The sequence below is a fragment of the Saccharopolyspora ipomoeae genome (genome assembly GCF_029952525.1).
GTDB classification, from domain to species: Bacteria; Actinomycetota; Actinomycetes; order Mycobacteriales; family Pseudonocardiaceae; genus Saccharopolyspora; species Saccharopolyspora ipomoeae.
Genome location: NZ_JASAOF010000019.1, coordinates 25,930 through 38,634, shown reverse-complemented (window position 1 = coordinate 38,634; position 12,705 = coordinate 25,930). Strand labels below are relative to the sequence as shown.

The 12,705-nt window shown below is 70.0% G+C and carries 9 protein-coding genes; 4 read left to right on the top strand and 5 right to left on the bottom strand.

Annotated features, from left to right (window positions below; all coding sequences use genetic code 11):
- Window positions 1-3 precede the first annotated feature (3 nt).
- Complete coding sequence (locus QFW96_RS23285) at window positions 4-423, bottom strand: helix-turn-helix domain-containing protein (RefSeq protein ID WP_281457844.1); 420 nt, start codon at window positions 421-423, stop codon at window positions 4-6.
- Between the two features lie 36 nt (window positions 424-459).
- A complete protein-coding gene (locus QFW96_RS23280) occupies window positions 460-1,113 on the bottom strand; it encodes a TetR/AcrR family transcriptional regulator (RefSeq protein ID WP_281457843.1) in 654 nt (217 codons plus the stop codon).
- Between the two features lie 122 nt (window positions 1,114-1,235).
- Here QFW96_RS23280 and QFW96_RS23275 point away from each other — a divergent pair, with 122 nt between their 5' ends.
- Both QFW96_RS23275 and QFW96_RS23270 read left to right on the top strand, forming a co-directional pair.
- Window positions 1,236-3,968: an MMPL family transporter gene (locus tag QFW96_RS23275; protein WP_281457842.1), complete on the top strand. Its 2,733-nt coding sequence runs from the start codon at window positions 1,236-1,238 to the stop codon at window positions 3,966-3,968.
- 5 nt (window positions 3,969-3,973) lie between these two features.
- Complete coding sequence (locus QFW96_RS23270; RefSeq protein ID WP_281457841.1) at window positions 3,974-6,025, top strand: ABC transporter permease; 2,052 nt, start codon at window positions 3,974-3,976, stop codon at window positions 6,023-6,025.
- A gap of 205 nt (window positions 6,026-6,230) precedes the next feature.
- Here QFW96_RS23270 and QFW96_RS23265 read toward each other — a convergent pair whose 3' ends face one another.
- The 3 genes from QFW96_RS23265 to QFW96_RS23255 all read right to left on the bottom strand — a co-directional run bounded on the left by QFW96_RS23265 (window position 6,231) and on the right by QFW96_RS23255 (window position 9,751).
- Window positions 6,231-6,803: a TIGR03086 family metal-binding protein gene (locus QFW96_RS23265; RefSeq protein WP_281457840.1), complete on the bottom strand. Its 573-nt coding sequence runs from the start codon at window positions 6,801-6,803 to the stop codon at window positions 6,231-6,233.
- 176 nt (window positions 6,804-6,979) lie between these two features.
- Entirely contained in the window at window positions 6,980-8,515 is a 1,536-nt protein-coding gene (locus tag QFW96_RS23260; RefSeq protein ID WP_281457839.1) for an aldehyde dehydrogenase family protein, read from the bottom strand.
- A gap of 9 nt (window positions 8,516-8,524) precedes the next feature.
- A complete protein-coding gene (locus QFW96_RS23255) occupies window positions 8,525-9,751 on the bottom strand; it encodes a cytochrome P450 (RefSeq protein WP_281457838.1) in 1,227 nt (408 codons plus the stop codon).
- A gap of 134 nt (window positions 9,752-9,885) precedes the next feature.
- Here QFW96_RS23255 and QFW96_RS23250 point away from each other — a divergent pair, with 134 nt between their 5' ends.
- On the top strand, window positions 9,886-10,494 hold the full coding sequence (locus tag QFW96_RS23250) for a TetR/AcrR family transcriptional regulator (protein WP_281457837.1): 609 nt from the start codon (window positions 9,886-9,888) through the stop codon (window positions 10,492-10,494).
- A gap of 59 nt (window positions 10,495-10,553) precedes the next feature.
- A complete protein-coding gene (locus tag QFW96_RS23245) occupies window positions 10,554-12,587 on the top strand; it encodes a putative bifunctional diguanylate cyclase/phosphodiesterase (RefSeq protein WP_281457836.1) in 2,034 nt (677 codons plus the stop codon).
- The last annotated feature ends 118 nt before the right edge of the window (window positions 12,588-12,705 follow it).

Here is a 12,705-nt window from a genome sequence, read left to right as displayed (position 1 = left end):
CGCCTACTCCGCGGTGAACAGGCCGCTTTCGCTGTCGAGGACCGAATCGAGGAGGTGCAGCAGCTCGGAGGTCTCCGCGAGCTCACCGATGATGATGATCTTGAGTCGGTTCCGGTGCTCGTCGTGGATGGTCTGCACCCGGGGTGCGCCCATGCCAGCGAGGACGAGGGAGCCGAGGCGGTCCGCCGCCGCTCGGTCGACCCCGTCGAGCTGGACGATGCTGGAGACCTCGACCGCGCCCGCGGTGCGGGCGGGTTCGGTCGGGCGTCCGGTGAGCTGCTCCAGGTCCGACTTGGCGATCCGGTACTGCTTGCCGATGCGGACCGCGTTGAGCCTGCCGGAGCGGATGTAGCTGCGAACCGTGCGCACGTGCAGGCCCAGCAGTGCCGCGACCTGCTCGACCGAGTACATATCTTCCTGCATCGTCGCTCATCTTAAGTTGTGAAGCGGAAGGATGCGTCAGGCCGGATCTCCGGGTTCGATGAACGACTGCACCATCCTCGGGAAGATCTGCGTGAACAGCGGTTTCGACGTCGCGCTGGTACCGGTGAAGGCCGCGTGCTCCAGCTGGGCCTCGTAGACCGAGGTCAGCGCGCGCACCGCGTCGCGGGTGTCGACGACCAGGCGCAGGTTGAGCCGGTCCAGGGCCTCGTGCAGCAGCTCGGCGATCGAATCCGTCAGGTGCTCCAGGGACTCGCCGGCGCGCTTGCGCAGCTGCGGGTCGCGCAGGGCGTGCGCGCGGAACTCGGTGACCAGCATGTACCAGTTGTGGTCGGCGATGAGCGACTCCGCGCAGGCCGTGCCGACCTTGACGATCGCCTCGTGCAGCGACTCGCGGTCGGCGACGCCCTCGACGAGCACGTCGTTGACGATCGTGCGCGTCTTCTGGATGCGCAGGCTCATCTCCTCCTCGTACACCGCGAGGAACAGGTCCTCCTTGGTGTCGAAGTTCGAGTAGAAGGCGCCCCGGCTGAAGCCCGCGGTCTCGCAGATCAGCTCGACCGGCGTGTCGCGAATGCTGTGCTCGGAGAACACCTCGCGCGCGGCGTCGATCAAGCGTCGACGCGTCTGCGCCCGCCGCCGTGTTTCCCGTTGGCGCGGTTGGTCGGTCATGCGGGGCATTCTCCTGCGGTGTTTCGGCTCACAGTTGCCTGGAGCCACGAGCTAGGTGGATCTCGGGAAATATACAGTCTGTATCGCATACACCGTGTATCGAAATACCGGGAGTGTTCCCCTTGTCTTCGTTGCTTTACCGGCTGGGGCGGGCAGTGGTCCGCGGTCGAGCCTGGGTGCTGGTCGCGTGGTTAGCCCTGCTCGCGGTGCTGGGAACGGGCGCTGCGCTCTTCCAGCAGGGCATGGAGACCGAGATGTCGATCCCCGGCTCCGAGTCGCAGGACACGCTCGACCACCTCAACAACGTTTTCCCCCAGATGAGTGGCTCCAGCGCGCAGCTCGTGGCCACCGCGCCGCCCGGCGAGCGCATCGACTCCCCGCAGGGACGTGAGGCGATCGACGACCTCATCAAGCGGGTCGAGGGCCAGGAAGGCGTCACGGCGGTGATGAACCCGCTGTCGGACATGGTCAAGAACCAGGTCTCCGACGACGGCGACACCGCCCTGATCACCGTGCAGCTCAGGTACGCCGCCACCTCGGTGCCGGAGAACGTCAAGAACGACATCCTCGGCGAGGCCGACGCCCTGGAGCGCCAGCTCGGGCCGGGCAGCGAGGTGCACGCCGGCGGATCGATCTTCTCCGTCAACATGCCCGCCGTGGGCGCCACCGAGGCCGTCGGCGTGATCGTGGCGCTGCTGGTGCTGCTGCTCATGCTGCGCTCGCTGGTCGGCGCCGTGATGCCGCTGGTCACCGCCCTGGTCGGCGTCGGCGTGTCGATGACCATCGTGCTGCTGTCGACGGCGTTCGTCACCGTCTCCTCGGCCGCGCCGATGCTCGGCCTGATGCTCGGGCTCGCCGTCGGCATCGACTACTCGCTCTTCATCGTCTCCCGGCACCGGGAGCAGCTCGGCGAGGGGCTCGACGTCTCCGAGTCGATCGCGCGCTCGGTCGCCACCGCCGGATCGGCGGTCATCTTCGCCGGTGCCACGGTGATCATCGCGCTGCTGGCGCTGGCCGTGCCCGGCATCCCGTTCCTGACCGTCATGGGCATCCTCGCCGGCGTCTCGATCGCCATCGGCGTCGCCGCCTCGCTGACGATCATCCCCGCGCTGCTCAGCTTCGCCGGAGAGCGGCTGCGCCCCAACCGCCCCCGCGCCAAGCGTTCCACCCGCACCCGCCCGCGCGCGAAGTTCAGCCTGCGCTGGGTCCGGGCCGTCACCAAGGCGCCGCTGCTGACCATCGTGCTCGTCATCGGTGCCCTGGGGATCTGCACGCTGCCCGCCGCCGACCTGCGGCTGTCCGTGCCCGACGCCGGAGCGCAGGCCGTGGGAACCCCGGCGCGCGACACCTACGACGCCATCGCGGAGCAGTTCGGCCCCGGCTACAACGCGCCGCTGATCGTCACCACCGACGTCATCGGCACCAAGGACCCGCTGGGCCAGGTCAACGGCATGGCCGACGAGATCCGCGCGCTGCCCGGCGTGGCCGCGGTGCCGATGGCCACCCCGAACGAGACCATCGACACCGGCATCATCCAGGTCATCCCCACCGGCGGCGGCGAATCGCAGTCGACCGAGGACCTGGTCCACCAGCTGCGCGAGATGAGTCCGCACTTCGAGCAGGAGTACGGCGCGGGCATCGCCGTCACCGGCATGACCGCCATCGGCATCGACCTGTCCGAGAAGCTCTCCGAGGCGCTGCTGCCCTTCGGCATCATCGTCGTCGGACTCACGCTGGTGCTGCTGGCGATGGTGTTCCGCTCGGTGTGGGTCCCCGTCAAGGCCGCGCTCGGCTACCTGCTGTCGGTCGGCGCCACCTTCGGCGCCACCGCGTTCGTGTTCAACCAGGGGCACCTGGCCGAAGCGCTCAACATCACCCACGTCGGCGGTGTGATCAGCTTCCTGCCGCTGCTGCTGATGGCGATCCTGTTCGGCCTCGCGATGGACTACGAGGTGTTCCTCGTGTCCCGGATGCGCGAGGACTACACGCACAACCGCGACGCCAAGCGCGCCATCGAAGCCGGCTTCACCAACGTCTCGCCGGTCGTGGTCGCCGCCGCCGTCATCATGATCTCGGTGTTCGCCGCGTTCGTGCCGCACGGCGACTCCAACATCAAGCCCATCGCCTTCGGACTCGCCGTCGGCGTGTTCGTCGACGCCTTCGTCGTGCGCATGACGTTGGTGCCCGCGGTGATGGCGCTGCTCGGCGACCGGGCCTGGTGGCTGCCGAAGTGGCTGTCGCGCAAGCTGCCCGCGCTCGACGTCGAGGGCGAGGCCCTCGAGCACGAGCTGCGGCTGGCCAACTGGCCGGGCAACGACGAGGTCGTCAGCGCCCGCGGCTTCGGCGTCCGCGACGACCGCGACGAGCCGATCTTCGAGGACGTGCGCATCGCGCTGCGGCCCGGCGGCGTGCTGGCCGTGCAGGGCGATGACGACGAGCTGTCGTCGGCGATGCTGCACGCGCTCGGCGGACGGCTCAGCGGCGTGCAGGGCGACGTGCGGGTGCTGGGGCTGCTGCTGCCGCAGCGTGCCCGGGCCGTGCGCTCGCAGACAGCGCTGGTGCGCTGCCGCGACAGCGAGGCGCCCGCCGCCGAGATCGCCTCCGCGCTGGCCGACGGCGTGCGGCTGGTGCTCGTCGACGAGCTCGACGCGGTCGCCGACACCGAGCAGCGCCGCGAGATCGGCCGACTGCTGGCCGACGCGTCCACATCGGACGGTCAGCCGGTGGCCTTCGTGGTCACCCACCAGAACCCGAGCCTGGTCTCCGGCCTGCTGCCGGAGCACCGGCTCAGCACCATGCGGCTTTCCACGCGGCCGGCCTCCCCGGCGTTCACCGGCCGCCTCCTGGAGGTTTGAGGGACATGCTGAACCCGTTCACCAACGCGAGCCGCCGCGCGGGCGGCTCGGTGGGCTGGCGCACCTGGACCGGCTTAGTCCTGGTGCCGGTGATCATCGTCGGAGTGCTGGCCTGGGCGTTCTGGGCGCCGATGTCGCAGCACGGCGCCGCCAAGGTCGCGGTGGTCAACAACGACGAACCCGCCACCATCAACGGTCAGATGGCGCCGCTGGGCCGCGAGATGGCCGCGAAGCTGGTCAACAACACCGAGTCCGGCTACTCGTGGGAGATGACCGACACCGACGACGCGAACGAAGGGCTCAGCGAGGGCCGCTACTCGGCGGCGGTGATCATCCCCGAGCAGTTCTCCCGCAACACCGCCTCGGTGATGACCGGTGAGCCGCTCGACGCGACCCGCGCGGGCATCAGCGTGCAGACCTCGCCGATCGCGGCTCCCGCCGACGCCGCCGCCGTGTCGGCCGCGGCCCGGGACAGCGTGGCCGTGTTCAACAAGCAGATCCTGGAGCAGCTGCTCGACGGGTTCTACGGCGGCTTCACGCAGATGCACGACCAGCTCGGCACGGCCGTCGACGGAGCCAACCAGCTCGCCGACGGCAGCGGGCAGCTCGCCGACGGCGTCGGCCAGCTCGCGGGCGGTGTCGGTCAGCTGACCGGCGGCACCGGGCAGCTCGCGCAGGGCGGCAACCAGCTCGCCGACGGTACCGAGCAGCTCGCCGGGGGCGTGTCCCAGCTGTCGGGCGGCCTCAACCAGCTGCACCAGCAGATCCAGCAGATGCCGGCGCAGACCCAGCAGCTCGCCGACGGCGCCAAGCAGGTCGCCGCCGGAAACCGGCAGATGGCCAACACCTTCACGCCGCTGGCCGATCAGATCATCACCGCCACCGACCAGATCCCCACCGAGTCCACCGCGCTCGACGGCCTGCAGAAGCTGCTCGCCCAGTGCCCGCCGGAGGGCACGACCGTCGACCTGTGCAAGGGGCTGCGCGCCGAGGTCGACCGGCTCAGCCAGCAGCAGGGGGCGCTGGACTCGATCAAGGAGCAGATCCAGAAGCCCGCCCGCGACATGCGCGACGGCATGAACGGCCTGGCCTACGGGTCCGAGCAGGTCGCCAACGGCAACCAGATGCTCGCCGACAAGTCCGGTGAGCTCGTCAACGGCATCGGCCAGCTCGCCCAGGGCGGGCAGCAGCTCGACGGCGGCGCGCAGCAGCTCTCCGGTGGTGCGCGGCAGCTGGCCGACGGGCTCAACCAGTTCAACGGCGCGTCGCAGCAGCTCGGCACGGGTGTGCAGGCGCTCGCCGACGGCAGCCGTCAGGTCGCCGACGGCAACCGGCAGTTCGCCGAGCAGATGGCTCCCGCGGGCGACAAGCTGCCCAGCTACAGCGACGCCGAGCGGGAGCACCTCAAGACGGTGGCCGCGAGCCCGGCCTCGCTGGAGTCGAGCCTGCCGGGCTTCGGCAAGTCGCTGATCGCGCTGCTGGTGGCCATCGCGTTCTGGACCGCCGCGCTGGGCGTCTACGCGGTGACCCGCGCGGTTCCGGCCGACGCGTCGACCTCGCGGAAGTCGACCTGGTCGCTGGCGCTCGGCTCGGTGCTGCCGGGCGTGGCCGTGGCCGCGATCGGATCGGTGCTGGTGAGCACGGTTCTCGCGCCGTTCCTGGGACTCGGGTTCGGCGGCTGGGCGGCGTTCACCGGTGTGACGCTGCTGGCGGCGCTGGCGTTCGTGGCCGTCAACCAGGCGTTGATCGCGGTGTTCGGCAGCGTCGGGCGGATCATCTCGATCGCCGTCCTGGTGCTGGCCGCCGCGACCGGGGTCGTGTCGACGGTGCCCGGATTCCTCCGTGACATCAGCGGGTTGCTGCCGACCCAGGGTGCGGTGCAGGCGCTTTCGGCGATCGTCACCGGCAGCAGCGGCGCGGGCAGCGGCGTCCTGCAGCTCCTCGCGTGGCTGGTGGCGGGCGTCCTGGTCTTCGCCCTGGCGGTCGACCGCGCCCGCGTGGTCCCCTCCCGCCGGTTCCGCCGCCGACCCACCCCGGGCCCCCGCCCGGCCTGGTGACCCTGCCCACGGGGTGTCCGGCTCCGCAGAGCCGGACACCCCGGGGAATTGTGTGGTCCCGGGGAGTGCGTTCGTCACCCGCGGACAGTTTTAGCCATAATTGACCGGACATAAAGGACATTGATCATGGGTGATTATGGCTAAAACTGTCCACGGGTCACCCGCAGCGGCCCCGCAGCGGAGGAATCGTTGCCGGTGAGCGGCTTCAAGGGTGCCAATGGGGGTTCCGGCCGGTCTTGGCGACGATCTTGTCGAGGACGGGGGAGTCCTCCGGGACCGGGACCTCGGGGGCGTAGGCGCCCATCTCGCGGCCCCGGGGCGCGGTGCGGGTGACCACCGCGAGCACGTGGGTGAGGGTGTCGGTGCTCCAGGTGGCCTCGGTGTCCGATGCGCGGGTGAGGTCCCAGGCGTGGACCGTGTGCTCGACCGTGATCAGCCCGCCCACCAGGTCCGACGGGTACCGCGAAGGACCGCCCATGTGCGTCTCGCCGGTCCAGGCGTCCGGGGCGCTCCAGGCGTGGGCGATGCGGGTCAGCTGCGACAGCAGCGCTTTCGGCCAGTCACCGGAGGTCCGGTCGACGACCTCGGCCGCCGCCGGGACCAGCTCGCCCCGCGCGGCGGCCTCGAACGACGGGCCCCAGTGCAGCAGGTGGTTGATCAACCCGCGCACGTCGAACTCCGCGCACGGCGTCGGCGCCGACAGCTGCGACGGCGAGATCCCGGCGACGACCTGCTTGAGCGTCGCCACGGCCTGAACCAGGTGCTGAGCTCCGGACATGCCGACACCCAACCATCACCCAGCCGTGTTCGCCCGATCGAACGTGGCTCACCCCCGGTGGCCCGGAATACGGCCGCAATCCCGGTGCGCACCCGGAATACGGCCGTAATCCGGACCTCGATTACGGCCGTAATCCGGACTCCGAATACGGCCGTAATCCGTTCGGAAAGACGCGCTCAGGACAGGAGTTTGCGGAGGAACTTGTTGCCGAAGCCGTAGCGGATGAGGCCGTCGAGGTTGCGGATGGTCTTGTCGGTGTAGGGGTACCAGACGCTCTCGCCCTTCGGGGAGCCGCGCGTGAGCAGGATCGGCTGGGCGTGGGTGAAGCCGCGCAGCGAGTCCAGGCCGTTGACCTGCCCGACCCCGCTGTTCTTCCGCCCGCCGAAGGGAGCTTCGGGAACGCCGTAGATGACCGCGGCGTCGTTGTGCACGACCGAACCCGTGGTCAGCTGCCCGCCGATGCGCTCGGCCTTGGCGGCGTCGCGGGTGAACACGCTGCCGCCGAGCCCGTACTGGCAGTCGTTGGCCATCCGGATCGCCTCGTCCTCGTCGCGCACCCGCATCACGGTCGCGATCGGGCCGAAGGTCTCCTCGGTCATCAGCTCCATGTCGTGGGTGGCGTTCACGACCACCGTGGGCTGGAAGAACAGGCCGTCGCCGGACACCCGGGAACCGCCGACCAGCACCTCGGCGCCCTTGTTGGTGGCGTCCTTGAGGTGCCCGCTGACCACGTCCACCTGCTTGTCGAAGAACAGCGGACCGACGTCGCCGTCCTCGGAGCCGTAGCGCAGCGCGGAGACCTTCTCCTTGAGCAGCCGGATGAACTCGTCGGCGACCGACTCCACCACGTAGATCCGCTCGACGCTCAGGCACACCTGCCCGGAGTTGAACATCGACAGGTACGCCGCGCCGGACGCGGCGCGCTCCAGGTCGGCGTCGGCGCAGACGATCATCGCGTCCTTGCCACCGAGCTCCAGCGTGCAGGGCTTGAGCGAGGACGCGCAGGACGAGGCGATCTTGCGGCCGGTGCCGACGCTGCCGGTGAACGAGATCTTGTCGACGTCGCCCTCCACCAGCGCCGCGCCGGTCTCGCCGTCGCCGTGCACGCACTGCACGACGTCGGCCGGAACGCCGGCCTCGTGCAGCACCTGCACGGCCAGCTCGCCGGAGCGGGGCGTGACCTCGGAGGGCTTGAGCACCACCGAGTTCCCCGCCAGCAGCGCCTGCACCACGGGGTTCAGCGACAGCACGAACGGCGCGTTCCACGGCGTGATCACGCCGACCACGCCCAGCGGCTGGTACTTGATGCGCAGCTTCTTCATCGGCAGCAGGTAGCCGTGCAGCCGGCGCTTCTCGTCGCGCAGGTCCTTCGGCGCGCGCTTGCACCAGAAGTTGACGAAGTCGCAGGCGGGCACGACCTCGATGGTCAGCGCCTCGGCCCGGGGTTTGCCGGTCTCGGCGCGCACCTGCTCGACGATCTCCTCGCGCCGCCGCACGAGCACGTCGACGACGTTGCGCAGGACGCGGGCGCGTTCGGCGACCGGTCGCGCGGCCCACTCGGCCTGGGCGGCGCGGGCGCGTTCGATCGCCGCGTCGACCTCGGCCTTGGTGCTGATCTCCAGGTCGCCGACGTGGTGGCGGTCCACCGGGCTGTCCAGGCGGATCCGGCGCCGTCCGTCCTCAGCGGTCGGTTGCGGCTGCACGATTGCCATGCGGATTCCTCACTCGTAGCTGACTTGCCAGTGCTTGATGCCGTTGATGAAGCTGGATCGCAGCCGCTCGGGTTCGGAGACCTGCCGCAGGTTCGGCAGCACGTCGGCGATCGCGTTGAAGATCAGGTCCAGCTGCAGCCGCGCCAGGTTCGCGCCCACGCAGTAGTGCGCGCCGGTGCCGCCGAAACCCAAGTGCGGGTTGGGGTCTCGGAGCACGTCGAAGCGGAACGGGTCGTCGAAGACGTCCTCGTCGAAGTTCGCCGAGCTGTAGAACAGCGCGACCCGCTCGCCCTCGCGGATGAGCTGCCCGCCGATCTCGACGTCGGCGGTGGCGGTGCGCTGGAACGAGGTGACCGGCGTGGCCCAGCGGACGATCTCGTCAGGCGCGGTGGCCGGCCGGTGCTCCCGGTAGATCTCCCACTGCTCGGGGTGGTCGACGAACGCCTTCATGCCGTGCGTGGTGGCGTTGCGGGTGGTCTCGTTGCCCGCGACCGACAGCAGGATCACGAAGAACCCGAACTCGTCGGAGGACAGCGACTGCCCGTCGACGTCGGCGGCGACCAGCTTGGAGACGATGTCGTCCATCGGGCACGCGCGCTTGGTCTCGGCCATCGTCATCGCGTAGCCGAGCACTTCGGCCGAGGCCGCGACCGGGTCGCCGAACTCGGGGTCGTCGAAGTTGAGCATCTGGTTGGACCAGTCGAAGAGGTTCTTGCGGTCCTCCTGCGGCACGCCCAGCAGCTCGGCGATGGCCTGCAGCGGCAGCTCGCAGGCGACCTGCTCGACGAAGTCGCCGCCGCCCTGCTCTGCGGCGTTGCGCACGATGTCCTGGGCGCGCTCGGTCAGCGCCGCCCGCAGGTTCTCCACCGCGCGCGGGGTGAACCCCTTGTTGATGATGCCGCGGATCTTGGTGTGCTTCGGCGGATCCATGTTGATCAGCATCGTGCGGATCGCCTCGAACGCCTCCGGCGTGGTGTAACCGGGGAAGCGGATGATCGCGTTGTTGGCCGCCGAGGAGTACAGCTTCGGGTCGCGGGAGATCGCCCGGATGTCGGCGTGCTTGCTGATCACCCAGAAGCCGCCGTCGTCGTAGGGCGCGTCCATGCCGTCGGTCTGCGCGTTCCACCAGACCGGCGCGGTGGCGCGCAGCGAGGTGAACTCCTCGACGGGCGTTCGCCGCGCCCACAGCTCGGGGTCGGAGAAGTCGAGTCCAGCCGGGATCGTCGGGTCAGGCACCGTTGCCTCCTCGCGGATCGCGGGGGTTGATCGCGTTCCGGCTTGCCGAAGCGCGTCATACAGACATACCGTAGATGTATGATTGTCCGGAGGCAATGGGCAGCGTCGCGGGTCCGCTCGGCCATACTCGAGTCATGAAACGACCGGCGTGGAACGGTGCGCCGCCGCGAGACGGCGAGGAGGCCAAGGCCCGCATCATCGATGCGGCGATGCGGTGCATCGACCGGCACGGGCCGGGCAAGACGAGCCTGTCCGACGTCGCCTCCGAACTCGGCGTCATCCGGCAGACCGTCTACCGCTACTTCCCGAGCACCGAGGAGCTGTTCATCGCGGTCGGCTTCGCCGCCCTCAACAGCTTCCTCGAACGGCTCGTCGGCCACCTCGCCGGACGCCGCGACCCCGCCGACGTCGTCGTCGAGGCGATGGCCTACGCCATCGAGCAAGTGCCGAAAGACCCGTACCTGGGGCTGTTTCTGGACCTGGGACGTCCGGATGCGTTCTCGCGCGGGGCGACTTCGGTCCGCGCCTTCGACGCCTGCCGCCTCGCGTTCGCCCGCACCGACGTGGACTGGGACGCGCTCGGCTTCTCCGGCGACGAGCTGACCGAACTCCTGGAATTCCTGCTGCGCGTGCTCTTGTCGTTCGCCAACGACCCGCTCCCGGGACGCGACGGCGCCGATCTGCGTGCGTTCCTGCACCGCTGGGTAACCCCCGCACTGCACGCCCCGACACCTGCTCCCTAGTTGCAGGGACTGGTCTCGGGACCGTACGTTGCGGGCACGCCGAGGGAACGGGACCAGACATGGACCACGACAAGCGTGAGCCCTGGGCGGTGCAGGTAGGTGCGGAGAAGATCCTCGCCGCCGAGGACATGCGGGACTACGCGATCTTCGCGCTCGACGCCGACGGGCACGTCGCCAGCTGGAACGAGGGCGCCGAACGCCTCAAGGGCTACACCTCCGACGAGGTCATAGGAAGCCACTTCTCGCGGTTCTACCCGCCGGAGCAGATCGCCGCGGGCTACCCGGACTGGGAGCTTCAGCAGGCGAGCGAGGACGGCTTCTTCATCGACCGGGGCTGGCGCGTCCGCAAGGACGGCAGCCGGTACTGGGCGCACGTCGTCATCGCCGCGCAGCGCACCCCGGACGGCGAGCTCGACGGGTTCATCAAGGTCGTGCGCAACGAGAGCGAGGCCTCCGCGCGCGTCGAGCGCACCCGCCGGCGGCTGGCCGACCTGTTCGAGCTCGCGCCCTCCGGGATCGCGCTGCTCGACGCCGACGGGTGGTTCCTCGACGCCAACGGCGCGCTCTGCGACCTGCTCGGCTACCGACTCGACGACCTCGTCGGCCGCCGCGACCTCGACCTGCTCGACCCCACGGACACCGGTGGCGGGCTCGTCAACGGCGACACCCGGTCCACCGGCGACCTGCTCGTCCCGCACCGGGTGCTGGCCCGTTCCGACGGCACCCCCGTGCCCTGCCAGGTGCGGGCCGCCGCGTCGATCCGCGACGACGGCAGCCGCAGCTGGCTGATCACCTTCCACGACATCACCGAACAACTCGCCCGCGCCATGACCTTGCGCCACCAGGCCACGCACGACGAGCTCACCGGACTGCTCAACCGCCGCGGCTTCCAGGAGCGGCTCGCCGACCTGCTGCCACCGGACAAGCCGGGCAGCGTCGCGGTGCTGTTCTGCGACCTGCACAACTTCAAGCGGATCAACGACGCCCTCGGCCACGAGGCCGGCGACGAATTGCTCTCGGCCGTCGCCGAACGCCTGCTGGCAGGTCTTCCGCCGCGCTGCGAGGTGGCCCGCTTCTACGGCGACGAGTTCGTCATCCTGTGCCGGGACCTCGACGGCGACGCCGACCTGGAGGCGGTCACCGAGAGCGTCGCCGAGCTGTTCCGGATGACCGTTCCGCTGCGCCGCAGGCACGTCCAGGTCACCGCGTCGATCGGCGTCAAGGCCGTCGAGGATCGCAACGTGGACGTGGTGAGCCTGCTGCGCTCGGCCGAGTCGGCGATGCTCGACGCCCGGGTCCGCGGCCAAACCCTCCGCGGCAACGACCACGACCAGCTCGCACTGGAGGAGGAGCTGCGGGAAGCCATCGCGGGTGAGGAGATCGACCTGCACTACCAGCCGGTGGTCGACAACGACGGCACCGTCGTCATCGCCGAGGCCCTGCTGCGCTGGACCCACCCCGAACTCGGGCCGCTCACGCCGGACGTGGTGCTCGCGATCGCTTCGCGCGGCGGGATGCTCGCCGAGCTCGACACCTGCGTGCTGCGCACCGCCCTGCGCGAGGCGATGACCTGGCGGCGCATCGACGGCGGGGGAGCGGTGAAGGTCGCGGTGAACCTCTCCGGACTGCGGCCCGAGCAGCCGGGTTTCGCCGACGTCGTGCGCTCGGTGCTCGCCGAAACCGGTGCGGCGCCGGAGGACTTGGTGCTGGAGATGGTCGAGACGGTGTTCGCGCAGCTCGAACCGGAGCAGCGGCAGGAGATGAACGACCTGGTCGCCGACGGCGTGCAGTTCGCGGTCGACGACTTCGGCACCGGCTACTCGTCGCTGGCGGTGCTCAAGGAGCTGCCGACGCAGATCATCAAGCTGGACCGGATGTTCGTCTCCGGTGTCGGGACGGACCCCGACGACCTGGGGATCGCCCGCGCCATGACCGAACTCGCCCGCACGCTCGGCCGGATGTGCATCGCCGAGGGCGTCGAGACCTCCACGCAGCACCAGCTGCTGCGCGCGGTGTCGGTCGACGCCTACCAGGGCTACTACTTCTCCCGCCCGGTCCCGGCCGAGGAGTTCCGCCGCTACCTGGCCGGCTGATCCCCGGGCTCGGCGGCGGTGGATCCCAAAACCGCTGGCGCACAACGCGACGCCGGTGTCGGACATCCCCATGTCGACACCGGCGTCGCGTCCACCCCCTCAGAGTGGCCTTTCGAGT

Coding starts and splice junctions, on each gene's coding strand:
- QFW96_RS23285 (WP_281457844.1), bottom strand. CDS start 423: ATGCAGGAAGATATGTACTCGGTCGAGCAGGTCGCGGCACTGCTGGGC.
- QFW96_RS23280 (WP_281457843.1), bottom strand. CDS start 1,113: ATGACCGACCAACCGCGCCAACGGGAAACACGGCGGCGGGCGCAGACG.
- QFW96_RS23270 (WP_281457841.1), top strand. CDS start 3,974: ATGCTGAACCCGTTCACCAACGCGAGCCGCCGCGCGGGCGGCTCGGTG.
- QFW96_RS23265 (WP_281457840.1), bottom strand. CDS start 6,803: ATGTCCGGAGCTCAGCACCTGGTTCAGGCCGTGGCGACGCTCAAGCAG.
- QFW96_RS23260 (WP_281457839.1), bottom strand. CDS start 8,515: ATGGCAATCGTGCAGCCGCAACCGACCGCTGAGGACGGACGGCGCCGG.
- QFW96_RS23250 (WP_281457837.1), top strand. CDS start 9,886: ATGAAACGACCGGCGTGGAACGGTGCGCCGCCGCGAGACGGCGAGGAG.
- QFW96_RS23245 (WP_281457836.1), top strand. CDS start 10,554: ATGGACCACGACAAGCGTGAGCCCTGGGCGGTGCAGGTAGGTGCGGAG.